Source organism: Sporosarcina sp. YIM B06819 (genome assembly GCF_033485175.1).
Classification (GTDB): domain Bacteria; phylum Bacillota; class Bacilli; order Bacillales_A; family Planococcaceae; genus Sporosarcina.
Window position 1 is genome coordinate 11,842 of record NZ_JAWLIQ010000017.1, and the last position, 25,858, is coordinate 37,699.

General features: G+C 44.6%; 24 protein-coding genes and 1 riboswitch. Of the genes, 22 read left to right on the top strand and 2 right to left on the bottom strand.

Going from position 1 to position 25,858, the window contains the following annotated elements; all coding sequences use genetic code 11:
• Positions 1-184: 184 nt before the first annotated feature.
• Positions 185-2,242: a PBP1A family penicillin-binding protein gene (locus R2B72_RS12590; protein WP_318616952.1), complete on the bottom strand. Its 2,058-nt coding sequence runs from the start codon at positions 2,240-2,242 to the stop codon at positions 185-187.
• Between the two features lie 140 nt (positions 2,243-2,382).
• Between R2B72_RS12590 and R2B72_RS12595 the strand changes: the two genes are divergently transcribed.
• The 3 genes from R2B72_RS12595 (at position 2,383) to R2B72_RS18670 (ending at position 5,598) form a co-directional block, all read left to right on the top strand.
• On the top strand, positions 2,383-2,835 hold the full coding sequence (locus tag R2B72_RS12595) for a DUF1934 domain-containing protein (protein WP_318616953.1): 453 nt from the start codon (positions 2,383-2,385) through the stop codon (positions 2,833-2,835).
• A complete protein-coding gene (gene argS / locus R2B72_RS12600; protein ID WP_318616954.1) occupies positions 2,832-4,499 on the top strand; it encodes an arginine--tRNA ligase in 1,668 nt (555 codons plus the stop codon). The genes R2B72_RS12595 and argS overlap by 4 nt, the downstream gene beginning before the upstream one ends.
• 511 nt (positions 4,500-5,010) lie before the next feature.
• Positions 5,011-5,598: a transposase gene (locus tag R2B72_RS18670; RefSeq protein ID WP_412177847.1), complete on the top strand. Its 588-nt coding sequence runs from the start codon at positions 5,011-5,013 to the stop codon at positions 5,596-5,598.
• Positions 5,599-5,853: 255 nt separating this feature from the next.
• Here the strand turns inward: R2B72_RS18670 and R2B72_RS12610 are convergent, their stop codons facing one another.
• Positions 5,854-6,765, bottom strand: coding sequence for a hypothetical protein (locus R2B72_RS12610; protein ID WP_318616955.1), 912 nt, complete (start codon positions 6,763-6,765; stop codon positions 5,854-5,856).
• Between the two features lie 290 nt (positions 6,766-7,055).
• Between R2B72_RS12610 and R2B72_RS12615 the strand changes: the two genes are divergently transcribed.
• From R2B72_RS12615 to R2B72_RS12705, 19 genes are all read left to right on the top strand, one after another.
• Positions 7,056-7,973, top strand: coding sequence for an S-layer homology domain-containing protein (locus R2B72_RS12615; protein WP_318616956.1), 918 nt, complete (start codon positions 7,056-7,058; stop codon positions 7,971-7,973).
• 165 nt (positions 7,974-8,138) lie between these two features.
• A complete protein-coding gene (locus R2B72_RS12620) occupies positions 8,139-8,279 on the top strand; it encodes a transposase (protein ID WP_412177842.1) in 141 nt (46 codons plus the stop codon).
• A gap of 361 nt (positions 8,280-8,640) precedes the next feature.
• Positions 8,641-8,784, top strand: a riboswitch (cobalamin riboswitch).
• Positions 8,785-8,900: 116 nt separating this feature from the next.
• On the top strand, positions 8,901-9,881 hold the full coding sequence (locus tag R2B72_RS12625) for an ABC transporter substrate-binding protein (protein ID WP_318616957.1): 981 nt from the start codon (positions 8,901-8,903) through the stop codon (positions 9,879-9,881).
• On the top strand, positions 9,874-10,869 hold the full coding sequence (locus tag R2B72_RS12630) for an iron ABC transporter permease (protein WP_318616959.1): 996 nt from the start codon (positions 9,874-9,876) through the stop codon (positions 10,867-10,869). Before R2B72_RS12625 ends, R2B72_RS12630 begins: the two co-directional genes overlap by 8 nt.
• A 1-nt stretch (position 10,870) precedes the next feature.
• A complete protein-coding gene (locus R2B72_RS12635) occupies positions 10,871-12,346 on the top strand; it encodes an adenosylcobinamide amidohydrolase (protein ID WP_318616960.1) in 1,476 nt (491 codons plus the stop codon).
• Positions 12,346-13,302, top strand: a complete 957-nt coding sequence (gene cbiB / locus R2B72_RS12640; RefSeq protein ID WP_412177848.1) for an adenosylcobinamide-phosphate synthase CbiB — start codon at positions 12,346-12,348, stop codon at positions 13,300-13,302. The genes R2B72_RS12635 and cbiB overlap by 1 nt, the downstream gene beginning before the upstream one ends.
• On the top strand, positions 13,289-14,365 hold the full coding sequence (locus R2B72_RS12645; protein ID WP_318616962.1) for a pyridoxal phosphate-dependent aminotransferase: 1,077 nt from the start codon (positions 13,289-13,291) through the stop codon (positions 14,363-14,365). The genes cbiB and R2B72_RS12645 overlap by 14 nt, the downstream gene beginning before the upstream one ends.
• Positions 14,347-14,922, top strand: a complete 576-nt coding sequence (locus R2B72_RS12650) for a bifunctional adenosylcobinamide kinase/adenosylcobinamide-phosphate guanylyltransferase (RefSeq protein WP_318616963.1) — start codon at positions 14,347-14,349, stop codon at positions 14,920-14,922. Before R2B72_RS12645 ends, R2B72_RS12650 begins: the two co-directional genes overlap by 19 nt.
• Before the next feature lie 13 nt (positions 14,923-14,935).
• Positions 14,936-15,763 carry a cobyric acid synthase gene (locus R2B72_RS12655; protein ID WP_318616964.1) on the top strand — a complete coding sequence of 276 codons (828 nt, stop codon included), beginning with the start codon at positions 14,936-14,938 and terminating at the stop codon, positions 15,761-15,763.
• A 1-nt stretch (position 15,764) separates the two neighbouring features.
• Entirely contained in the window at positions 15,765-16,529 is a 765-nt protein-coding gene (cobS, locus tag R2B72_RS12660) for an adenosylcobinamide-GDP ribazoletransferase (RefSeq protein WP_318616965.1), read from the top strand.
• Complete coding sequence (locus tag R2B72_RS12665) at positions 16,502-17,086, top strand: histidine phosphatase family protein (protein WP_318616966.1); 585 nt, start codon at positions 16,502-16,504, stop codon at positions 17,084-17,086. Before cobS ends, R2B72_RS12665 begins: the two co-directional genes overlap by 28 nt.
• Positions 17,038-17,415 (top strand): bifunctional adenosylcobinamide kinase/adenosylcobinamide-phosphate guanylyltransferase, encoded by a 378-nt coding sequence (locus R2B72_RS12670; RefSeq protein WP_318616967.1) that lies wholly within the window; start codon positions 17,038-17,040, stop codon positions 17,413-17,415. Before R2B72_RS12665 ends, R2B72_RS12670 begins: the two co-directional genes overlap by 49 nt.
• A gap of 144 nt (positions 17,416-17,559) precedes the next feature.
• Entirely contained in the window at positions 17,560-18,141 is a 582-nt protein-coding gene (locus R2B72_RS12675; RefSeq protein WP_318616968.1) for a cob(I)yrinic acid a,c-diamide adenosyltransferase, read from the top strand.
• A gap of 2 nt (positions 18,142-18,143) precedes the next feature.
• Positions 18,144-18,629, top strand: coding sequence for an ECF transporter S component (locus tag R2B72_RS12680; protein WP_318616969.1), 486 nt, complete (start codon positions 18,144-18,146; stop codon positions 18,627-18,629).
• Positions 18,626-19,309, top strand: a complete 684-nt coding sequence (locus tag R2B72_RS12685; RefSeq protein WP_318616970.1) for an alpha-ribazole-5-phosphate synthase — start codon at positions 18,626-18,628, stop codon at positions 19,307-19,309. Before R2B72_RS12680 ends, R2B72_RS12685 begins: the two co-directional genes overlap by 4 nt.
• Positions 19,310-19,982: 673 nt before the next feature.
• Positions 19,983-22,133, top strand: coding sequence for a heterodisulfide reductase-related iron-sulfur binding cluster (locus R2B72_RS12690; protein ID WP_318616971.1), 2,151 nt, complete (start codon positions 19,983-19,985; stop codon positions 22,131-22,133).
• Positions 22,134-22,283: 150 nt separating this feature from the next.
• Positions 22,284-23,483, top strand: coding sequence for an acetyl-CoA C-acetyltransferase (locus R2B72_RS12695; RefSeq protein ID WP_318616972.1), 1,200 nt, complete (start codon positions 22,284-22,286; stop codon positions 23,481-23,483).
• Positions 23,484-23,602: 119 nt separating this feature from the next.
• Entirely contained in the window at positions 23,603-24,478 is an 876-nt protein-coding gene (locus R2B72_RS12700; protein ID WP_318616973.1) for a 3-hydroxybutyryl-CoA dehydrogenase, read from the top strand.
• 128 nt (positions 24,479-24,606) lie between these two features.
• A complete protein-coding gene (locus tag R2B72_RS12705) occupies positions 24,607-25,743 on the top strand; it encodes an acyl-CoA dehydrogenase (RefSeq protein ID WP_318616974.1) in 1,137 nt (378 codons plus the stop codon).
• Positions 25,744-25,858 lie beyond the last annotated feature (115 nt).

Consider the following 25,858-nt stretch of genomic DNA (forward strand, 5'->3'; position numbering starts at 1 on the left):
CAACCGAGTTTTGTATCAAACAAACCCAAGCGCGATACATCATTCGACAGGGAGGGTGCCCTGGACGGTAAAAAAGCTTTCTTCTCTTGAATTTATTCAAGAGAGGAAAGCTTTTTTGATTGTGGATAAAGAGTGGACTTGCTAGCCGCGCAAAAGCGAGTCTCCCGCGCGCATAACCCCTAACTCACTCAAAAAACGAAAACGGAAATAACTCAAGTTTCTTGCCATCATCCTTGCCTGAGGATCGTTGCTCCCTCAAAGTCTTATCCGTGCACAATTTCTGCGGCATATCTTTCTCTTTTACATAAACAAGCCGTTGCTTTTCGCATTCATTGACCGCGATGCCGCCTGTTTCCACATCAATGGTGACGCCGGTCACTCCTTGCGGTGGGATGAAAGGTTCGGGTGGCTTGCCACGGTGTACGGTTTCCATAAATTCAATCCATATTTTTTTGGAAGCGGCTTTATCCGTTGTATCGGATAATTGCCTGCCGACGTCGAATCCAGTCCAAATTCCCGCCGTTAGCGAGGGGGTGAAGCCAATCAGATATTGATCGGAAATCGTTGTTCCAGACTTTGCCGCATAAGGTCGCGTCTGTTTTGGTCGCATGGATAGTCCAGTGGAAGAAGTATAGTCATTGAATACCGGATCGAACATACCCGTCATCAAATGAGTCAAAACGGATGCATCTTGTTCGGAAATCACATGTCTCTTGCTTTGTTTAGGATGCTCGTACACGGTTTTCCCCTCAGAATCTGCAATCGATAAAATCGTCATCGGTTTAATTTCGGTGCCGCCTGAAGCAATTCGATTATAGGCATTTGTCATATCGGACAAGGTGACGTCCGACGTGCCAAGTGCAACAGCAGGCGATTCAGGAAATGTGACGTCAACGCCCAGTCTTTCTGCCATTTTACTAAACTTTTTATAGCCAATTTCTTCGAGCGTTTTGACGGCAAAAATATTATCAGAAATGGCGAGTGCTTGTGCAAGTGAAATGGGATGTCCGGCAAATTTACCATTCACGTTGCTCGGTTCATACGTCGAACGCCCTTCATCATAAGTGAAAATTGTCTTTTCCGTCGATAAAAAAGTGAGTGGATTGAAGCCCTCTTCAAGTGCAGCTGCGTATAGAACAGGTTTCATGGCTGAACCGGGTTGACGTTTTGCTTGCGTTGCTCGGTTGAATGGGCTTTCTGTGTAATCAACCCCGCCAACAAGTGACGTGATATAGCCGGTCCCTGGTTCGATAGACATAAAGCCAACTTGCAAATCACTGTCTGGCATCCACTTGGCAATCACTTCTTCAGCGGTTTGCTGATGATGGGGATCCAATGTGGTACGAATAGTCCAGCCACCTTCTGCTGGGGAGCGTCCTTTTGCGGTGAGCACTTTTTCAGCCTCCCGCCATACTTCATCTAAAAAATAAGGGGCGATGCGTTTCGAATCCGCCCATTCGCGCGTCTTTAACGTGATTTGTTCAAGATTTGCGCGTTCTTCTTGTCGCGCGGTAATGTATCCTTGAGCTTCCATAAGCGAAAGGACCAGAGACTTCCGCTCCTGCGATTTTTCGGGATTTTCAATAGGTGAATAAATCGAAGGACCTTTGGCGATGGCTACGATGACGGCAGACTCTTCTAACGTCAAGTCTTTCGCAGGTTTTCCGAAATAAAATTTACTAGCTGCCTCGACACCGTACATGCCATGTCCAAAGTAAACGGTATTCATATACCCTTCTAAAATGACATCTTTATCGTAAAATATTTCCATCCGATAGGCGTATAGCGCTTCGTCGAATTTTCTTTTCCATGTCTTTTCAAACGTCAAATATAAATTTTTAGCATATTGCATGGTAATGGTACTCGCTCCCTCTACCTTGCGCCCAGCCTTGGCATCTTTTAATAGCGCCCCCGCAATCCGTCGATAATCAAAGCCATTATGGCTATAAAAATTCTTATCTTCTGTTGCAATGACCGCATCGATTAGAAAGGGAGACATGTCATCAAGATCGACCCAATAGCGTCGTTCAGCTGTGTAGCGATCGCCAATCTGCTTACCGCTTTTATCAAGAAAAACAGAAGCTTTTGGCACACTTAAAGAAGGGGCTCCCGTTACTTGAGCGTATAGTCGAAGCAATAAAAAAACGGTCACTACTGCTGTCAATGCAGTAACGGAGAGCAGCAGTAGCCGTTTGAAAGTCTTGCGTCTCTTTACTTTTTTTAAATATACTACCCGTCGCACACAATCCCGCCCCTTCCATGTCGTTGCATGTAGTATGTGACGCGCGGAAAGAGATTAAACGAAGTGAACGTAAAAACATGAATCATACGGATAGATTGAAATATAGAGTGTGAAAAGGATATAATAAAAAGATGTACATAATGGAAAAGGACGGTGAACGTATGGAAACGCAGGATAGAGTGTGCAACGTGGATATCCAGCTCCATTCGTCAATCCGGCATCCCGGACAAGATCAGGAGATTCATGAGTTAAGCCTAACGGGGCAGCTCATTGAAAAAAAAGGTAACTATTATTTAAAATATGAAGAACAACAAAATGGTCAATCCGTTCAGACGACTGTCAAAATGGGGGCAGAGGATGCGCTGATATTGCGTAGTGGTGCGGTGAAGATGCGTTTGCCCTTCATCCAGGATGGCGAACGGTTGGGGACTTATGGTAGCGGTCCGGCATCATTTAACTTGCTCGTTAAAACGACTGACCTTGATTTTCGGCAACAAGCGCAACGATTCCGTGTCGCTTACGAGCTACATGCAGAAGGATCTTTACTTGGCCTATACGAATTGACCATTACATATACGGAGGGAAAAATATGAACGCAGTAGAACAAATTCAACAAGAGGTAAAATCGGCATTACGCGCGGCGGTTATTGCGGCGGAACTTGTAGAAGAGACATTAATACCAGATATTATGCTGGAAACACCAAAAAGTAAAGACAACGGAGATTACGCAACGAACATTGCGATGCAGCTGACAAAATTGGCGAAAAAGCCACCTCGTGCTATTGCAGAAGCAATTCTTGAGCATTTAGATACATCTGGAACATCGATCGAATCGATTGACGTTGCGGGCCCTGGATTCATGAATATTAAATTGAAAACAGACTACTTAGGAGATGTCGTCAAGACAGTTCTTGAGCAAGGCGAAAATTATGGCCGTTCTACTTCTGGTGCCAATGAAAAAATTCAAGTCGAATTTGTATCAGCTAACCCAACTGGCGATCTTCATCTAGGCCATGCGCGTGGTGCATCACTTGGCGATTCTCTTTGTAATGTCCTAGATTTTGCAGGCTACGATGTTGCACGTGAATATTATATTAACGATGCGGGTAATCAAATCAATAACCTTGCGTATTCAATCGAAGCACGTTATTTCCAAGCGCTTGGTTTAGATAAAGAAATGCCGGAAGATGGCTACCATGGGAAAGATATTATCGGAATCGGGGAAGAACTTGCGAAAGAATTTGGCGATAAATTCGTCAATGTTTCTGAACAAGAACGCTATGACTATTTCCGCAAACACGGACTTGATTTTGAATTGGCAAAATTAAAGAAAGACCTTGCTGATTTCCGCGTATCATTCGATGTATGGTTCTCGGAAACTTCACTATATGAAAACGGTAAAATTGATGTGGCACTCGACAAATTGCGTGCAAACGGTCACGTTTTTGAAGAAGATGGCGCAACTTGGTTCCGTTCAACGACATTCGGAGATGACAAAGACCGCGTGCTCATTAAAAACGACGGCACGTACACTTATTTAACACCGGATATTGCTTATCATGAGGACAAATTATTCCGCGGCTTTGACAAGCTTATTAACATTTGGGGAGCGGATCACCACGGCTATATTCCGCGAATGAAGGCAGCGATTGAAGCACTTGGCTATGGCCGTGACACGTTGGAAGTAAACGTGGCACAAATGGTTCAGTTGTATAAAGACGGTGAAAAATTCAAAATGAGTAAACGTACAGGGAAAGCTGTTACCTTGCGTGAGCTTGTAGAAGACGTTGGTCTGGATGCAGTTCGTTACTTCTTCGCTATGCGTTCAGGCGACTCACAAATGGACTTCGACCTTGACTTGGCTATTTCACAGTCCAATGAAAACCCAGTGTACTACGCACAATATGCGCATGCACGAATCTCTTCGATTTTACGACAAGCTGACGAAACAGGACTATCTGCGTCTGTGGATAACGTTTCTTTATTGCAAGCCGAAAAAGAATTGGAACTGCTGAAGAAAATTGGTGACTTCCCGAAAGTCATTAGCGACGCGGCGAGATTGCGTATACCGCATCGTGTTGCAACGTATATCCAAGAGCTGGCAGCTTCATTCCACAGCTTCTACAACGCAGAAAAAGTATTAGACCCAGACAATCGCGACTTGTCAGAAGCACGACTCGCACTCATTACAGCAACACGCACGACAATCGCCAATGCATTGAAATTGATTGGCGTTTCTGCACCGGAAAAAATGTAACAAGAGAGTGATGCCAGGTATAGCCACCCCTTAAGTCTGGTAATAATCCGCGAATACAAACTATTGATAGATGTATTCAAGGGCTTTGTGCTAGGTGTAATTCAGTATGTTGGCCATCGATTGCCTAGAAAGAAACCTCTAAATAATGTTGAGGCCGCTGAAAAAGTCCTTCCTATGGTAACTTAAACTAGTGAGTGGCTCTTAACACGCTTCGGCGCTTGCGGATGCCTCCCGCCATAAGCCAGGCAGAAAACCGCTGCCAGTCTTATGGCTCCGGCTACCGCTGTAAGGCGCCTTCGCTAGATCTACTTACGTATTTTACGAAGTCACTAAAAAAATGAAGACAACGGAAACGAGCTATTCCACGATAAAATCGGGGGATAGCTCGTTTTATTGTTGTATAATGTAGAGACTAATTTTAGGCGGTGTCCCGATGATTTCAAATCAAGAATCGTTAAATCACAGTCCATTCATGGCGATTTACGATATGGTTGCGCCAAAAGATAATTAGCTGCATCAAATCAATGACCTTGTCGATTTCTCTTTTGTATACGATGAATTAAAGAATAAATATTGTCTCGATAACGGTCGCAATGCAGTGTCACCGATTCTTATGTTCAACTATTTATTGCTTAAATCTATCTTTGACCTATCAGATATTGATGTCGTAGAACGATCTAAATACGATATGTCGTTTAAATATTTTCTTGAAATGGCACCAGAAGACTTGGTGATTGATCCTAGTTCCTTAACGAAATTCCGCAGACTCCGTCTTCAGGATGTGGGCTTATTAGATTTGCTAATTCAAAAGATAGTTGAAATCGCACTGGACAAAAAATTGATCAAAAGTAAAACCTATTCTGTGACAATTAAATCGAATGAGCACAAGGATCAAGAAGCGTTTCAAAACAGTGGTGAGTTTAAAGAAAAAGCGAAATCATGCTATAAAATTGAAGCAAAGAATAGTGAATTGAAAAATAGACACGGGTACGATGTGGCCACATCCGCGGGTCTGTTTGGCATGCAGATACAAGGGGCGATGGCTATATTTGCGGTCAATCTCAAACGGATTAGAACGCTAATGAGGGAATCAGAGTAAGGAATACGAAGGGAAAAGACGCTATTTTGTTCAGTTTTGAACAAAATAGCGTCTTTTTTAATTTAAACTCACTTTCAAAATCTAAAAACAATAATTTTTTCAGTGGACTCACTCAATGTACAATCCCTTTTTGCCCTAGCACTCCATATACGAAGGCGAGTACTTTAAGTAGTAGTCTTATTTTGAAACAAACTTGCTTTATTTATACATATAAAAACTTATTGAACAAAGGGGCATCCGTCGTTTTTTCACTTATTAATTTTTAGAGAACGCTATTTCACCAAGATCATTTATTAAATAACTTAGTGTTGGTGAATCAACGGCGAACGGCATTTTCATTGGTTTACCGGAATCAATTAGTATTACAGAAGTTTCTGGGTTATAGGTACCCTTAAAGTTATAGTCAATTGGTACACCGTTTTCAATTTCTGTATATGTTCCTTCTACTTTTGAACCGTTTACAGATTTAAACGTTAATTCAAACCGCATATTGTCTGCATATCGGTTCATGCTCGAAGGGATGAAACCTTTCCAAGAACCAAATACAAAATCTGGAACAGCGGAATCTTCGGTTTCAGCATTAGTGGTTATTTCACCTGAATCTCTACGCTCATTTTTAAACGTTTGTTGTGTAATTCCCATTCGGTTTTCAAGGGCATCTTCTAAATCCGTATAATCTGCCATTGCTAGCAGCCTATTAGAATTAGGGAAAGCAAGAAAGCCACGATGATATTCATCTAGTAAACCTTCATTTTGGATTTCCACGCTAAAAGATTCAATGTCTTCGTTATTTTCAGGGACTAATACTTCCTTTTCAGCGTCCCAATAAAAAGTAATTGATTTCTCAGTATTTGTGCTCTCATCATATACGAAAGATTGAACCGTTCCAAGAACTCGATTATTTTCATCTACTTCTTCTAATTTTAATCGATACGCGATATAGGATTTTATGTCATCACCAGTTGTTAGACCAACATTGGGATACCAATCTCCTAAAAAAGTTGCTGTTAAGAACGCGTTCAGTTCTTCATCTGTCTGTTGACTCGCTACTGTTTCTGTAGATTCTTCTTCATGTGATGCTGTATCTTCTTCGGGAGTACTGCCACACCCCGCTAATAGTAATGCTCCTGTAACGCTTAATACTGAAATAATACGTTTCCCTTTCACATAAACACCTCAAATTGATTAATAATATTTAAAAATAAACTAAAAATATACAGTATTACAGTATATATAACTTTTTGCAAAGAAAAGGAAGTATTGCTAGAAGTGAAACTTTCCGCACAGGTTGATATATTCACATGGGGTAGCAGTCGTTTTTTTTAACTACATTGAATGATTTCTAAAAAATTTGATATCTATATATATTATATCATGATATTCTTAATAACAGAACATATATTTTGTTCTTCAACATCCATCATATATGTAATATAATTGATTAGGAGGAGTAAGTTATGAAAAAAACTAAGCTATTTACAGCGGCACTTGTTAGTATTGTAGCAACAGCATCATTTACCCCATTAATTGATGCAGAAGCTACAACATTTAAAGATGTGAAGCCTGGAACGGAACAGGCTGAAGCAATTCAATCACTTGTGGACCGTCAAATCGTTTCAGGTTATAAAGATGGGACATTTAAACCGAATGATCCTGTGACTCGTTCTCAAGTAGCTAAAATTATTGCGAGTTTTCTGAAATATGATAAAAAAAACCTTTGGGATGTGGGATATAACGATGTAACAAAATCAAATCCGAACTATGAGTATATTACATACTTGGCAAATATAGGTGTATTTGATTCGGATGCTAAAAATTTTAATCCTAATAAGCCTTTAACGCGTGCACAATTAGCTAAAATTTTTACACAAGCATTTGAGTTATATTACGGTGTAAATACTGATTTTGCGAATCCATTTAAAGATGTAAAAACAGAAGAACACGAATACTATATCAAAACACTCTATGCAGCTGGAATCACGACTGGGAAAACCCAAGATACCTTTGGGATTTCTGATAATGTAACGAGAGGAAATTTTGCTGTTTTTATAAAACGTCTAGAGGCATTTTTAGAACTTTCTCGCGTACAATTTTATGCTGAGGATTTCAACACTAAATATATTTATGCAGGTATTATAAAAAATGAAAGTGATGTTGATTCATTAATCCACCCAAGCTCATTCGCACCAGTAGTAGAGGAAACAAGTCATTTATTTTATGCAAATAAACCTGGGATAAGCTATATATATGTAGGTGGTTTTAATGAAGATTATACGAAAAAACCTGCTGACGTTTACAAAGTTGTTGTAGAAAAGAAAAATGGAATCTTATACGTTACTAAAACAAAATTAAATCGCACATACTCCGCTTCGTAGGCTATGGTGAGCAATTCTTGAAGAATTGGAACTTTTTTTGCTTTTAATTTCCGAATGCGTGGTCTAACTCCACCGTCTTTAGACGGTATACACTTTTAGCCTTCTCCTTCGATGTCCATACTTGGGGTGAGGTGAAAAGTATGGACGGATACAGAAAAAGTAGTCATGCGGTTTTTGATATCAAGTATCAAGTATCATGTAATTTGGGTAACGAAATATAGATATAAGGTATCACATGGTCCAATTGCAATAAGAACACGGGAGTTAATCAGGCAAGGGGAATCACTATTTTGCAAGGAAGTGTAGGAAAAGAACACATTCACATGTAGAGAGTGGTGCCAGGTATAGCCACAATTAGGCCAACAGGATGTTGGTCATGGATTCGTTGCCAATTGAGCTGCGAAGGGTTCGATTTGCCGTATTTCTGTACTTTTTTCTAGTGTGTTCAAAAATACCTACGACACACCAAGTTCGAAAAAGGAAAATACCCACACCACACCTAGTGTCCAGTTACTGACACCATTCGCGTCCTTCCGCGAATTGGGGCAGCAGCTGGCACATACAGTGGTGTTAAAATGCCCTCCCCACACTAGGTTCATTGATAGTAGTACCAACCCCCCCCCTCGACACCACCAAAATTTGTAGTATACTAAAAGTTGTACAAAATTACATAGCCAAACATAAAGGTGCCTCGTCATCAGAGACGAGGTTAAAAGGGAAGTCGGTTCAAATCCGACACGGTCCCGCCACTGTAAGTGTCCGCATGTTGCGAACACGAGTCAGGAGACCTGCCTTTATGAATCACCCGATAGCCTACGAGGATAGGTTTGGTGAAAATCGGTCCGTCTATGCGTCCGTATTTTTACTAAACATTCCTCCGTATTTTTACGGGGGATTTTTATTTGGAACAAACAGGAGGAAAGCAAAATGAAAAAGATGTGGAAATTATGGTTGATGTCTGTGCTGGCGGTGTTGTTACTTGCAGCATGTGGAACAACTACAACAGAAGATCAGCCAAAAGTAGATGGAACACCACAAGACGAGGTCGCACAAGACGACGTTATTGAAGAGGCATTTCCAGTAACACTAACAGATGCAGTCGGTAATGAAATTACACTCGAAAAAGCGCCTGCAACAATTGTTTCTATGACACCAAGCAATACGGAAATTCTATTTGCCCTCGGATTGGCGACTGAAATTATCGGCGTCAACGATTATGATAATTATCCAGCAGAAGCACTTGAAAAAGAGAAAATCGGTGGCATGCAATTTGACGTTGAAAAAATTGTTGCTATGAATCCAGAAATTGTCTTTGCGCATGAGTCGGGACTTAGCACAGGTGCAGAAGGTCTACAACAACTTCGTGATGCAGGACTACCAGTCTTCGTTGTGAAAAATGCCCTGGACTTCGAAGAAACATATACATCGATTAAAACGATTGGACAAGCAACAGGTAAATCAGCAGAAGCTGAAAAAATCGTTGCGGACATGAAAGCAAAAGTTGTAGAAGTAACTACTAAAGTAGCGTCAGTAGAAAACAAAAAAACAGTGTTCGTTGAAACATCACCAGCTCCGGAAATTTACACGCCAGGTAACAACACGTTTATGAATCAGATTCTCGAGATGGTAGGCGCAGAAAACATTGCTGCTGACCAAGAAGGTTGGTTCATGATGGATCCAGAAGAAATCGTTAACCGCAATCCTGAAGTCATCATTGTGATGTATAGCTATATCGATACAGCTGTCGAAGATGTTTACAAACGCAATGGATTTGATTCCATTACGGCTATTAAAAACGAAGCAGTTGTTCAAGTAGATGAAAACAAGACAAGCCGCACAGGCCCACGTCTTGCAGAAGGCTTGGAAGAAGTAGCAAAAGCCATCTATCCAGAGGCTTTTGGTGAATAAATCTAGCGTTGCCTACATCGTATCCATCGCCACGCTCCTTGTGGCGATTTGGCTCGGTGTATCGATCGGCTCTGTGAATATACCGATCAGTACGTTATGGAATACAGCAGCGGATGCGACTGCTACGAATATTCTCTGGAAGATTCGTATGCCGCGAGTCGTATTGGCAGGACTTGTCGGTGCGTCGTTGGCGATTGCGGGAGCTGCTTTTCAAGGGCTACTCAAAAATCCGCTTGCTGATCCCTACACCCTCGGAGTGTCATCCGGCGCCTCTGTCGGCGCTGTGATGACGCTTTTTTTCGGTATTTCCATTCCGGTTTTTGGCATGTATACGCTACCCGTTTTTAGTATGGTTGGGGCGGCACTGACGATGTTCCTTGTATTGGGCTTCGCTCGCCTTGTCGACCATTCCATGAAGATGGAAACGATTATTTTAACTGGGATTATCTTTGGTTCATTTTTAGGTTCAGTGTTGTCGCTCATGATTGCGCTGACAGGGGAAGAACTGCGTCAAATTATCGGCTGGTTGCTTGGTAGCGTATCCATGCGCGGTTGGAATTACGTCACGATGATATTACCATTTGTCATTGTTGGTTCCATAATGCTATGGCTATGTCGCCGCGAATTAAATGCCATGTTGTTTGGCGAAGAACGTGCGCATCATTTAGGAGTCAATGTTAGACGCCGAAAGTTTATGATATTAATTGGGGGCTCCATTCTGACAGGGGCCGCAGTTGCGGTGTCTGGTACAATTGGCTTTGTAGGACTTGTTGTGCCGCATATGACACGTCTCCTTTGGGGGGCAGATCACCGTCATTTATTGACATTATCGTTTTTGAACGGTGCATCGTTACTCATTATTTGCGATTTGATTGCACGGACGATTATTTCGCCAACAGAATTACCAGTTGGTGTCATTACGGCATTTATCGGCGCGCCGGTATTTGCATTTATTTTCTATAAACAACGCAGGAAAGGGGCCATGTGACATGCTACAAGTTGAAAATTTAACAGGTGGCTACGGCAAGAAAGCTGTCGTAAAGGCTGTCACATTTGCGGTTAAGAAAGGCGAAGTGTTGGGCATTTTAGGCCCGAATGGTAGTGGGAAATCAACGCTGCTGAAGCTTATTTCAGGCATTCTTTCGAAACAGGAAGGTTCTGTCGTCATTGACGGGAAGCAGGCTACCGATTATTCACAAAAGGAATTTGCTCGCAAGGTAGCCGTGTTACCACAGCTCCATGCCCATGCCTTTTCGCATTCCGTCCATGAAACCGTATCGCTCGGCAGGTATCCGCACCAGTCTGGGCTTTTTTCTTCTTGGTCCAAGGATGATGAACGTGCTGTCAATGAAGCGATGCAGCACACAGCCATCACGCGCTACAAAGATACACCGATTGAATTGTTATCAGGTGGGGAACAGCAACGTGTTTTCGTGGCGCAAGCACTCGCCCAGGAAGCACCGGTTTTATTGTTAGATGAGCCGACGAATCATCTCGACATCGCTCATCAGCAACAATTATTGGATACGATTCGCAAGCAGGCGGTCGATAAAGGGCTGACTGTTGTGTCGGTATTCCATGATATTAACTTAGCGTCGTTGTATTGTGACCGCTTGCTGTTGATGGATCAAGGGCAAATTGCTGCCATTGGGGCACCACAAGACGTCGTGAAGGAACAAATGGTTGAAACTGTCTATCAGGCGCGGGTTAAGACGCAAGTGCATCCAGAGTTGCCGAAGCCACAAATTACACTTCTTCCCGACACAACAGGAGAAATCCAACCGTTTACAGTGACACTCGAAGATTTTACAGTGTCATCGGACTATGTGGCTTTGCGTACAGCGGGTCCGCTAAAAACGATGTCGTCTGCTGTCCATAATGCAGGAACGGGATGGTACCGTGCATTTGTCAACCGCCATGTGGATGCCGATTACGATAGTGATGATGTCAAAGCCGAAATGGCAGCCTATTTGGAACAACAAGGTTTTCATGGAACAGACACGGTCGGCATGATGACGGCAGTGACAACGGAACATGCCGAAGTAGAATGCTATCAAGGGGATTTTGGCACGGTGTTAATCGCCGTGACGGCTGGAGTTGGTAATGCGGTCGATGTGTCGCAAGCGCTCCATCGTGACCGGGCACCACGCATTGGTACCATCAATACATGGATCATTGTCAACGGTACATTATCGGACGAGGCCTTTATTCAAGCGATGATTACAGCAACTGAAGCGAAAACAAAAGCGCTGCAAGTGGAAACGATACAAGATCCACTAACGGGTACAATTGCAACGGGGACGTCAACAGACAGCCTGCTTGTTGCTGCAACACAACAAGGTGAATTTCTGCCTTACGCAGGACCGATTACGCCGCTGGGCAAATTGATTGGCCATGGCGTCTATGATTGCACAATCCGTGCGATCCATGCCTATAAAAAAGCGAAAGGGTGGACATCCACGTGATTCCTGCACACTTCATCGCCATTGCGATCGGTTTTTTATTGGACCGTATCGTCGGGGATCCACCCACCTGGACGCATCCTGTTCGCTGGATTGGTACGTTTATTTCAAAACTGACGTTTTTATTGAATAAAGGACGTTCCCGCACAGGGAAAGGGGCACTTACGCTCTTTATCACAGTGGGGATTGTCTTCGCAATTGTCTTCACCATGGTCACATTCGCTTATCAAATCCATCTATTTGCCGGTATTATTGTGGAAGGTATTCTCATTGCAATTGGCCTGGCACAAAAGAGTTTACGCGATGCGGCACTAAGCGTGTACGAGCCGCTTGTTGCGAAGGATTTACCAGAGGCGCGCACAAAGTTATCGTGGATTGTCGGTCGCGATACTGACAAATTAAAGGAAAGTGACATTGCACGAGGGGCGATTGAAACCGTGTCTGAAAATACAGCGGATGGCATTACGTCGCCATTATTCTGGGCATTTTTACTCGGCGCACCGGGCTTATGGCTGTACAAAACGGTCAATACACTCGATTCAATGATTGGCTACAAAGATGAGCGCTATGAACAGTTTGGCAAGTTTTCTGCACGTGCGGATGACGTATTGAATTTCATCCCCGCACGCATTACAGGCTTTCTTATTATTTTTTATTCACCCAACGAAGGCAAGTTGGGCTTGATGAAACGTTTTGCGGGTTGGAACCGAGATGCACGGCGACATCCGAGTCCGAATAGTGGCTTTTTAGAAGCGGCGACAGCTTGGCAACTAGGCGTGACAGTAGGCGGTAAAAGTACATATCGTGGCAAAGTATCTGAGCGACCAGAAATTGGTCCGGGTACTGTTCCACTGACAGCAGCACATATTAAATTGACCATTAAACAAATGCATATCGTCGCCTTTGTTTTCTGGCTCATTTTTACTGTGATTGGAGTGTTTTTCTATGCAATTGCCTGAACACGGTGCCAATCCGCATCATGTCTATGCGACAGTAGGCATTGACTTGCCAGCGCGTGTATTGGATTTTAGCGAAAACGTTAACCCGGCAGGTCCTCCACAAGCCGTTCGTGAGATGTGGCCGGAGTTATTGGCGGACATCGGGGCGTATCCAGATCCAGCGGGCGAACCTTTTTTGGCCGAGGTCGCTAACTTTCATGAAGTTGCCAAATCGTCTGTATTTGTAGGAAATGGGGCTGCAGAATTGCTGGCACTTGTCGCGGAACGCTACCGAGGGAAGCGCGCAATTGTTGTCCATCCGACGTTTTCAGAGTACGAAGCAACACTGACAGCCAAACAAGTTGAGATTGTCCGCGTTGTGGCAGTTGAAACGGATGGATTCAAGCTGCCTTTGCGTGAAGTCAAACAAGCGATGTCATCAGCTGCCGTTCTCTATCTATGCACGCCAAACAATCCAACGGGCGTGATACCGGAACGTGATGTTTTACATGACATCATCCTTTACGGTGCCGAAGTGGGTTGTGACATTGTGTTGGATGAGGCTTTTATCGATTTTGTTGATGAAACGCTGTCATTCATCCCGGCAATAACAGAACATCCGCATGTCATTGTTGTGCGCTCGATGACAAAAATGTACGCGATTCCGGGGATTCGACTTGGCTATGTCGTTGCAAGTCCGACTGTAATTGCGGGAATAAAAGGGCTGGCGCCGCATTGGAATGTCAATGGCATAGCGGCGCGGATTGGGGCGGTTTGTTTAGCGGAAGAATCATTCCGACAACAGGCAATTCAGTATAGCAATCAGCAACGTGAACAGTTAACGGCATTTCTGAAAGCAAATAACTGTATAGTGACGGATTCCGTGACGAACTTCCTGTCATTTAAAGTAGGGCAAGATGCCGCCAACGAGCTATATCGGGATTTATTGGCACGAGGCATCGTGCTTCGGCACTCAGAAAATTTTCGTGGCATGGATGGCAAGTGGTTTAGAATTGGCATGAAAAATGAGGCGGAAATGGCTGTGCTGACAGAGGAGATGAGGCGATGGTTCTCGGAAAACTAACGTTCATAAGTGGTGGGGTTCGCAGTGGGAAAAGTGCTAATGCGGAACGATGGCTCGTGGATGAAGCGAGACGAAATGGTAGACGACTGGTTTATATCGCTTCGGGTAAGGCGACGGATTCGGAAATGTTGGCACGCATAGAGCGCCATCGGCAAGACCGTGCTCCTCAAAAATGGACGACGCTGGAGCAGCCGATCAAGCTGGAAGAAGTATTGCCCGCCATTCAACAAGGTGATTATGTCTTATGGGATTGTTTAACTACTTGGTTAGCGAATGAACTATACGAAGGTTGGGAAACGGAGACACCATGCCTTAGTCAAGTGGGCTGTATGGAACAAAAAGTACAGAAGTTGTACGCAACCATCGATACACTGCTTATGACAGCCGAGCATCTAACGATTGTGTCCAATGAAGTGCTGGACGAGCTACCGTCAACTTATGAAGAAACGAATTGTTATCGGCAATGGATTGGGCGGATTCACCAGCAACTTGTGGCGATGGCTGATACGGCAATTGAAATGGATTATGGGGTAGCGACGTATTGGAAAAATGGGTGAGGGGGCTACTGTCATGAATGGACTTATAGTGTTAGGGACTGCATCAGATTCGGGCAAAACGATGATTTGTACAGCGCTGTGCCGTATTTTAGCCGACGAAGGTGTGCGAGTCACGCCATTTAAATCGCAAAATATGTCCGGCTTTTCTGCGACAACGGACAACGGTGAAGAAATGAGCCGTGCGCAATTCATCCAAGCATTGGCGGCTAGGACGGTGCCATCGATTTATATGAATCCAATTTTGCTAAAACCGATGGCAGGCATGAAATCGGAAGTCCTCTTTTTCGGTGAGAAATTCGGTCCCATTGCAGGGATGACCTACCGGGATCAATTTTTCAATCGGGGAATCGAAGCGATTCAGACGTCACTTAACAAACTGGCGGAAAGCTATGATACGGTCATTATTGAAGGTGCTGGAAGCCCGGCGGAAGTGAATCTCAATGATCGAGAAATTGTCAATATGCGCGTGGCTGAAATCGCAGATGTGCCTGCCGTATTAGTGGCTGATATTGACCGTGGGGGTGCTATTGCATCAATTGTCGGTACACTGCAATTGCTACCACCCGCGCACCGTGCGCGTGTGAAAGCCATTATTATCAATAAATTTCATGGTGATGTCTCTTTATTCCAAGAAGGCATTGAATTTATTGAAACGTATACAGGAATCCCGGTTGCTGGTGTTATTCCCTACAAGGCTAATCATGGTATTGAAGAGGAAGACGCGGATCGCCCGGTCATGTCTGCACCGCGTGGCGTTGATATCTACGACGAGTGGGCGGCGCATGTCAAAGAAAATCTTAATTGGCCGTTATTGCAAGACATCCTGTCGGAGAGGGGATAACATGAACGGTATTTTGTTGGCACTGCAATTTTTCACAGCCATCCCGGTAAAGAAAGAGCTGCCTCTTGGTCGCAAAGAAGTGACGGCGATGTATGTGGCGCTGCCATTTGTCGGAGCAGTAATGGGGTTGGCGATGTATGCAGTATCAGTTGTCATGTTGGATGTTGTACATGCTAGTCCCCTTCTTACCGCGGTGTTCGTGTTGTTGGCGGGAATTGTTTTAACTGGCGGATTGCATGTGGATGGCTGGGCGGATACAGGAGATGCATTCTTTTCTTATCGAGACCGCGCTAAGCGATTAGAAATATTAGATGATCCCCGTCTGGGCGCATTTGGGACAATGGCATTGGTGTTGCTAATTGTTGTGAAAATCGCCTTGTTCCATGAAATTTTATTACGCGGTACGGGACATCTAGCATTATTTATCGTTATTCCTTTTTTAGCGCGAGCGGCCTTGAATGTTTATTTCACAACGGTTCCTCTTGCAAAAGACAAAGGAATTGCTCATTTCTTTAAAGATAAGATGGCTGGTAATGTGGTCGTAGGTTGTTCATTGGCTGCTAGTGTAATGGTATTAGTGGCTGTCGGTTTATTAATGAATAGTTTGCTTTTTCCAGTAGGTTTGTTGGCTGTACTGGCAGTTGTACTTGTCGTGTTTCGTAGCTGGTCACTCAAACATTTTGGCGGCGTCAGCGGTGACTTATGTGGGGCTTTCATCGAAGGAACGGAGGCGTTATTATGGATGACCGTTTTGTGCTTCATGTAATTCGTCATCTGCCAACCGCTGGTAATGAACAGCGCAAGTATATTGGTTGGACAGATGAACCGATTCTAGAGACGGGCGCTAGGTGTCTGGTACCCGCGCAAGTTGTTGTCGGAAGTGACCTACTGCGTGCAAAGCAGACAGCGGCTCTTTATTATCCGGAGGTGGCATATGAAGCAGATCCGAATTGGCGTGAATGTCATTTTGGAGATTTTGAAGGGAAAACCTATGCCGACCTTGAAAAGGATATAGACTATCGGCGCTGGATTGATGATCCGTATAGCTATGCACCGCGTGGTGGTGAAAGTTTGGTGGCACTAGAACAGCGGGTACTATCGGCTTTGAAACAGGTTCCGAATGGTGCGGTGATTGTGACGCATGGTGGGCCGATTCGTTTACTATTGACGAAGTTTTCACCAGTAGATAAAGGATTTTGGTCATGGTCGATTCCGCATGGAAAGGGCTATCGACTGGAATGGGCAAGTGAACAAGCGTTTAAGGAGGGAAATTCGTGCATATCATTATTGGCGGTGCCTATAACGGCAAACGAGACTACGTGAGGACGATGTTGGCAGGGCGGGAAGCCGAGTGGTTTGAAGGTGTTTTGCCGAAGCATTCGGATACGTGTCAGGTAATGGTTGTTGCAGGCATTGAAAAGTGGCTTGCAGAGACGAAGTTGTCGGAAGTAGAGGCGATTGACCAGGTGTTGGCAGCGATTGACGGTCGTGATGTGATTGTCGTTTTGACAGACATCGGGCGGGGAATTGTACCGATAAACGCACAACAACGACAGCTTCGCGATACTTGCGGCCGACTCTATCAGCAGTTAATGGCGGAGGCAGATGAAGTGACACGGATTTGGTATGGCCTTGCACAAACTTTAACTTGAATCAGTAGGACAAACACCCTACTGATTCAAGTTAAGCCTCCGGCGGATGTCACAAATTTTAAGAGGAGTGAATTGCATAAATGCAATTCAAAATTTGGACGCAATTACGCCAAGGCGTAATTGATAGAAAAGGGGAGAAGTATTATGAAAATTTATACACGTACAGGAGACAAAGGAAAAACAAGTTTAATAGGAGGTCGTGTTGACAAGGATAGTTTGCGAGTGGAAGCCTATGGGACGATGGACGAATTGAATTCATTTGTCGGAAAGGCAATGACGGAGTTGGATGCGACTATTTTTGCAGATATGCTGCAAGACTTGGAGGCCATTCAAAACGAATTATTCGACGGTGGCGGTGACCTTGCAAATGTCATGAAAGAGCGCCACTATAAATTAGCCGATGAGCCGATTGAAGTATTGGAACAGCGCATCGACAAGTTGATGGAGGAAGCACCAGAGCTTGAGCGCTTCATTTTACCGGGCGGATCACCAGCAGCGGCAACACTCCATATTGCACGGACAGTTGCAAGACGCGCGGAACGTCAAACTGTGACACTAATGAAGGCAGAAGAAGATGTGTCACCAGTTGTTCAACGCTATTTGAATAGGCTCTCCGACTATCTTTTCGTCGCAGCACGTATTGCCAATGCACGGGTCAACGTACCGGATAATGAATATGTCCGCAGTGCAAAAGTGTTCAGGACGGATAAGAAGAAGGAGAACTAAAAATGCAACTGAGAAGGATGACATTAACAGCATTATTCGTGGCGATGTGTGCGGTTGGCGGTTTGATCAAAATTCCATCGGCTGTTGGTTCGCTGGCGCTAGACACGGTACCAGCTCTTGTATCGGCCGCCTTTCTGCCGCCCGTATTTTCTGGCATTGCCTCCGTGCTAGGTCATACAGCCTCTGCCATGTACGCAGGATTCCCATTAGGGCCATTTCATGTGATTATCGCACTTGAAATGTTTGTGATTATCTTTATTTTTGCGCGCATACATCAAACGGGGCGCAATGTAATAAAGTGGTTATTCTTTGTCATCGCCAATGGCTTGCTTGCACCATTGCCATTTTATTTCCTAGTGTCACCGGCATTTTTCATTGGGATTTTACCATCGATTGTTGTTGCGACTGTACTGAACGCTGTTGTGGCGGCTGTCGTTTTGCCGGCACTTAAGCATGTTGTGAAGGAAAGCATGGGAGCATTACGATGAGAAATGCGATTCACATTGGCAATGGTTATATTGTCACAACCGACAATTCAGGCGGCATCGGTGAAAAACCGGGTGATAGGGTTGCTGTCCCGGACCGTGTGACGGCCTATTTCGCCGCACGTGTCGCCTTGCTTGAACAATGGGCGAGTCATGCGGAGCCTGTCACTATTGTGATCCACAATTTTAGCGGTAGTGCGAGCTGGGACAAATATGTGGCGGGTGTGACGGATTTATTCAGAGAGGCGGGAATTGTAGTTCCTGCGATTAGCGGTAGCACGGAAACAAATATGGAACTAGTGCAGTCCGCAATGGCAGTGACGATGATTGGTGAGAAAAAACAGCGGGCGCTTGGTGAAGAAACGACTTGGTTTACATACGGCACCCCGCTTGTTGGCCATGAAGTGCTAGAACGCAAAGAAGAAGTTGCTTCGCTTCGGCTACTAAAAGAGGCATTGGCTAGCGGCATTGTCCAACAAATCTGGCCAGTCGGCTCAAGTGGGATTTTGCAAGAAGTCCGTCAGATGACAGGTAATGAGGTGGCGCAAGTCGAGACTGTGCTAAATTCAACAAAATCTGGTGGCCCAGCAACAGTCGTCCTCGTGGCGATTACCGCAAGTAAAATTAGTGAAGCCGAAGCATTTTTTGGAGCTTCGCTGAATAAAATACAAATAATTAGTTGAAAACCTGCATCGTCACTGCAGGTTTTTTTGAATTTAATAGAGAGAGTGACCAGGGTCGCCCAGTTTCCGAAGAAGGTCGTTGAGATTAGCGGATACGTCGTCGAGTTAGCGGAATAGGTAGTTTAGTTTCCTTAGGGTCGCCCAGTTTCCGAAGAAGGTCGCCCAGTTCCGCGGCAACGTCGTCGAGTTAGCGGAATAGGTCGCTCAGTTCCCCCAGGGTCGTCCAGTTTCGCGGATTCGTCGTCGAGTTAGCGGAATAGGTAGTTCAGTTTCCCTAGGGTCGCCCAGTTTCCGAAGAAGGTCGCCCAGTTCCGCGTCAACGTCGTCGAGTTAGCGGAATAGGTAGTTCAGTTTCCCCAGGGTCGTCCAGTTTCCGAAGAAGGTCGCCCAGTTTCGCGGATACGTCGTCGAGTTAGCGGAATAGGTAGTTCAGTTTCCCTAGAGTCGCCCAGTTTCCGAAGAAGGTAGTCCAGTTCCACGTCAACGTCACACAGTTAACAGAATAGGTAACCCAGTTCCCGCAATAATTCACTCAATATCTCAAAATATTTGAAAGTTTATGTTGACTGAATGCTCATTCATATTTTAAACTAGTAAATAAAGTATCGACAGAAAATTTAATTTCCACTACACTATCATTACTATTTACCCAACAAGGAAGGGGAAAGGACAAATGAGCCCATTGTTAATTGCCAACTGGATTTTGTTTCTTGCAGTGACGGCATACGGTTTGGCGTTGTTCACATACTTAATCAAAACACGGATTCAGTTTATCAAACTCGGAAGAACAGAAGAGTTTGATAACAATGTTAAAGAACGTCTTCAGAAAATCTGGGTGTATGTTTTTGGACAGAAAAAGTTAATGAAGGATAAGAAAAGTGGCGTCATTCACGTGATGTTCTTCTATGGTTTTTTACTCGTTCAATTAGGCGCAATCGACCTTATTTGGAAAGGGTTAAAACCGGGATCGCATTTACCATTAGGACCACTTTATCCTGCCTTTACATTTTTCCAAGAACTCGTTGCATTGATGATTCTTGTGGCGGTTGTCTGGGCATTCCACCGTCGTTATATCGAAAAGTTAGTTCGTTTGAAGCGCGGCTGGAAATCAGGACTCGTTCTTATTTTCATCGGTGGTCTTATGTTGTCAACGTTGCTTGCAAACGGTATGGGTATGATTTGGCATGGTCACGAAGCGTCATGGTCAGAGCCAGTTGCATCATCCATTGCGACAGTTTTTGGCTTCATGCCAACAACAGCGGCAGCTGCTGTTTTTTACATCGGCTGGTGGATCCATCTCTTAATCCTACTAACGTTCCTTGTTTACGTGCCGCAATCCAAGCACGCGCACTTAATCGCAGGACCTGCAAACGTTTACTTCCATCGTTTGGATAACGCAGGTAGACTAAAAAAAATTGACTTTGAAGCACTTGAAGATGAGGAAAATGAAGACGATATGCCAGCTCTCGGAGTAGGTAAAATTACTGATTTCACTCAGCTACAAATGATTGACCTATACGCTTGTGTTGAATGCGGACGCTGTACGAATATGTGTCCAGCATCTGGAACAGGAAAAATGCTGTCCCCAATGGATTTGATTACGAAACTACGTGATAACTTAACGAATCATGGTGCGCTTGTGACGAAGCAAAAGCCATGGGTACCGACTTTCGCATTTAGCAACACAAAAGGTAATCAAATTGCATTGGCGGCTGGGCTTCAAGGCGCTATGATGGATGATATTTACAGCCCATCTCTAATTGGCGATATCATTACAGAAGAAGAAATTTGGGCTTGCACAACATGCCGAAACTGTGAAGACCAATGTCCGGTGATGAACGAACACGTCGACAAAATCATCGACCTTCGCCGTTATCTTGTTATGACGGAAGGGAAAATGGACCCGGATGCACAGCGTGCGATGACAAATATCGAACGCCAAGGAAATCCATGGGGCCTTAACCGTAAAGAGAAAGAAAAATGGCGTGAAGCACGTCAGGATCTTCATATTCCGACAGTGAAGGAATTGAATAAGGCTGGCGAGGAATTTGAGTATCTGTTCTGGGTCGGCTCAATGGGTGCTTTCGATAACCGTTCGCAAAAAATTGCGTTGGCATTTGTCCATCTCATGAACGAAGCTGGCGTCAAATTCGCTATTTTGGGCAATAAAGAGAAGAATTCTGGAGACACACCACGCCGACTAGGCAATGAGTTTTTATTCCAAGAATTAGCGACTGCCAATATTGAAGAATTTGAAAAAGCTGGCGTGACAAAACTCGTCACCATTGACCCACATGCATATAATATCTTTAAAAATGAATATCCTGACTTTGGCTTTAAGGCTGAAGTCATTCATCACACAGAATTGCTTTACGAGCTTGTTGTCCAAGGGAAATTGAAACCTCAACATGCGATTAACGAAACAATTACGTTCCATGATTCATGTTATCTAGGTCGCTACAATGATGTCTACGATCCGCCGCGAGAAATTCTCAAGGCGATTCCGGGTGTAAATCTTGTGGAAATGAAACGTAATCGTGAAGAAGGTATGTGTTGTGGTGCAGGTGGGGGCCTCATGTGGATGGAAGAAGACACAGGTCATCGCATCAACGTCGCACGTACGGAGCAGGCGCTTGAAGTCAGCCCTGGCATTATCTCATCCGGTTGTCCATACTGCTTAACGATGTTATCGGATGGAACGAAGGCAGTCGAAGTCGAAGATAAAGTCGGCACATATGACATTGCGGAACTACTCGAACGTTCTATTTTCGGAGAAGATGCACAATCAATCGAAGAGCCGCAAGAGGAAACGGTTTTACAATAAAACATTGCAGAACTATCAGTATTATCGTAGAATTGAAGAAATGGGAGTGTACGCACTCCCTCTCTTTTTGTAAACTTATCGAGCGAGCGTTCAGTCACTTGTATAAACATAAAATGAAAGCGCTAACAAAAAATATCCGGAGGCGATACGATGACCAGAACAGTCATATTAGACGGAGCACGAACTCCTTTTGCAAAGTTAGGCGGCGCATTACAGTCTTTAACGGCAAGCGATCTTGGTGGCCTTGCGATTAAAGAAGCGTTAAAGCGAGCAGGCGTCAAAGAAGTTGATGTCGATGAAGTCATTATTGGAACGGTATTGCAGGCAGCGCAAGGACAAATTCCATCCAGACAAGCGGCAACGAAAGCAGGCCTCCCATGGTCTGTAAAAACGGAGACCATAAACAAAGTCTGTGCATCCGGCATGCGTAGCGTCACGCTAGGCGATCAGCTTATCCGTCTTGGCGATGAAGAAGTCATTGTGGCAGGCGGTATGGAGTCGATGTCCAATACACCGTACTATTTACCAAAAGGTCGTTTTGGCTTGAAAATGGGTGACACGCAACTCGTCGACGGCATGATCTATGATGGACTGTCTTGTTCATTCTCACCGGACCGCGTTCATATGGGCACATACGGCAACTCGACAGCGGAAGAGCTGTCATTGACACGCCAAGCACAGGACGAATGGGCCCTACGCAGTCACGAACGGGCACTTCACGCTATCGATAACGGCTTGTTCGCGGAAGAAATTATTGCCGTCGACATTCCGCAGCGCAAAGGTGATCCCGTGACAGTCGATACGGACGAAGCACCACGCCGCGATACGTCATTGGAATCATTAGCAAAACTGCGTCCGGCATTCGGCAAAGATGGCACCATCACAGCAGGCAATGCGCCTGGCGTTAATGATGGAGCATGTGCACTTATTTTGATGAATGAACAGCGTGCACAACAAGAAGGCAAAACGATATTAGCGACCATTATCGGCCATGCAGAAGTGGCGATTGAACCACAAAACTTCCCACAAACACCAGGGCTCGTCATTAATGAGCTGTTGAAAAAGACAGGTAAGACATTAGAAGACATCGATCTTTTTGAAATAAACGAGGCGTTTGCAGCAGTTGCGCTCGCAAGTGCACAAATTGCAGGTCTTGATCCGGAAAAAGTAAATGTGAATGGCGGGGCAGTTGCACTTGGACATCCGATCGGCGCCAGTGGAGCACGCATCATATTGACATTGGCCTATGAATTGAAAAGACGGGGAGGCGGTATAGGCATTGCATCTATTTGTTCAGGTGGAGGCCAAGGCGACGCCATTATGATCGAAGTATCTGGTGCCAGTAACTGACACCGTAAAAATACCCAAGAAAAACCCGCTGTCCGGTGTCCAGTCACCGACACCATTCGCGTTCTACCGCGAATTGGGGCGGCGGCTTGCACCGCATCAAACAGGGAGGAATCAACAGTATGAATATCAAAAAAGTAATGGTCATCGGAGCGGGACAAATGGGTGGGGGTATCGCCCAAGTATGTGCACAGGCAGGCTTCGACGTAAAGTTGAACGATATCAAGGAAGAGTCCTTTGCTAAAGGAATTGCAGTCATTACGAAAAATCTTTCTCGTAACGTTGAAAAAGGTCGCATGACAGAAGACGAAAAATCTGCTGTTCTCGGTCGCATCACAAAGTCACTCGACCTACAAGATGCCTCTGACGTCGACATCGTTATTGAGGCAGCTGTTGAAAATATGGATATTAAAAAATCGATTTTCGCTAAACTCGATGAAATTGCACCAGCACATGCCATTTTGGCATCCAATACATCATCTCTACCTATTACGGAAATCGCAGCGGCAACTAGTCGGCCTGAAAAAGTCATCGGTATGCATTTCATGAATCCAGTACCGGTTATGAAGCTTGTCGAAATTATCCGTGGTCTTGCAACGACTGATGAAGTATACAAAGCGGTCGAGGATATGACGGTGAAATTGTCAAAAACGCCAGTCGAAGTAAATGACTTCCCAGGATTCGTCGCCAATCGCGTACTTATGCCGATGATCAACGAAGCGATTTACACACTGTACGAAGGTGTTGCATCCATAGAAGCGATTGACGATGTTATGAAACTTGGTATGAATCATCCAATGGGGCCTCTACAACTCGCAGATTTCATTGGACTCGATACATGTCTGTACATTATGGAAACATTACACGAAGGATTTGGCGATTCGAAATATCGTCCGTGTCCTTTGCTTAGAAAATATGTTAAAGCAGGCTGGTTAGGGAAAAAATCAGGCCGTGGTTTTTATCTTTATTCAGCGGGGATTCAAACCCCTGCTGAATAAAGATAAAGCCTCCGGCGGATGTCACGGATTTTAGGGGAATTTTTCGAGTGAACTCGAAAAAAAATCCGGACACAATTACGCCGAGGTGTAATTGATCTTAGTTTACGACTAAAGGAGCTTAGGACGATATGAATTTAACATTCACCGAAGAACAGCAGATGATGCGTGACATGGTACGGAACTTTGCGAAGACAGAAATTGAGCCGTTTATTCCACGAATGGAAGCGGGCGAATTTCCACGTGATATTTTGAAAAAGATGGGTCAGCTTGGTTTGATGGGCATTACGGTTCCAGAAAAGTACGGCGGTTCTGGCATGGATTTTGTGTCGTATATTAGCGCGATTCATGAGCTGTCAAAAGTGAGTGCAGTTGTTGGTGTTATTCTATCCGTTCATACGTCAGTCGGCACGAATCCGATTATGTATTTCGGCAATGAAGAACAAAAAGATCGCTATTTACCGAAATTGGCAAGCGGTGAATATCTCGGTGCATTCTGTCTGACAGAAGCATCCTCTGGTTCTGATGCCGGATCACTGAAAACGCGAGCTGTGAAAAAGGACGATCATTATGTGCTAAACGGTTCTAAAATGTTCATTACAAATGGTGGGGAAGCGGATGTTTATATTGTTTTCGCATCTACGGAACCTACGCAAGGGACGTACGGCATTTCCGCGTTTATTGTTGATAAAGATACGCCGGGCTTAATCATCGGGAAAGATGAGCGGAAAATGGGGCTTCACGGCTCTCGGACAGTCGAACTATCTTTTGATAATATGGCAGTTCCCGCCAACAACCGTCTTGGTGGAGAAGGAGAAGGCTTCAAAATTGCGATGGCCAATCTGGACGTTGGACGCATCGGGATTGCGGCACAAGCACTGGGTATCGCAGAAGCAGCACTAGAAGCGGCAACAGGCTATGCGAAAGACCGTGTGCAATTTGGCAAGCCGATTGCAGCGCAGCAAGGTGTAGGATTCAAGCTAGCAGACATGGCAACAGCGGTCGAGGCAGCCAAATTGCTCGTGTACCGTGCAGCACAGCTTCGTGCGGAGGGACTGCCTTGCGGAAAAGAAGCATCCATGGCTAAGCTATTTGCATCGAAAGCAGCAGTCGATGGTTCCATTGAAGCCGTTCAAGTATTTGGCGGCTACGGCTACACCGAAGATTACCCCGTAGAGCGTTACTTCCGTGACGCCAAAGTAACCGAAATTTACGAAGGAACAAGCGAGATCCAACGTATTGTTATTAGTAAACATTTGATGAAATAAATTAATTATATAAATTGAACTAATGATTTTATTTAATTTCCAGCGAAGGCGCCTTACAGGGGTATCGCGGAAGGCATCCCCTAGCGCCGAGCGTTGTTAGTTAGAATTTTTATTC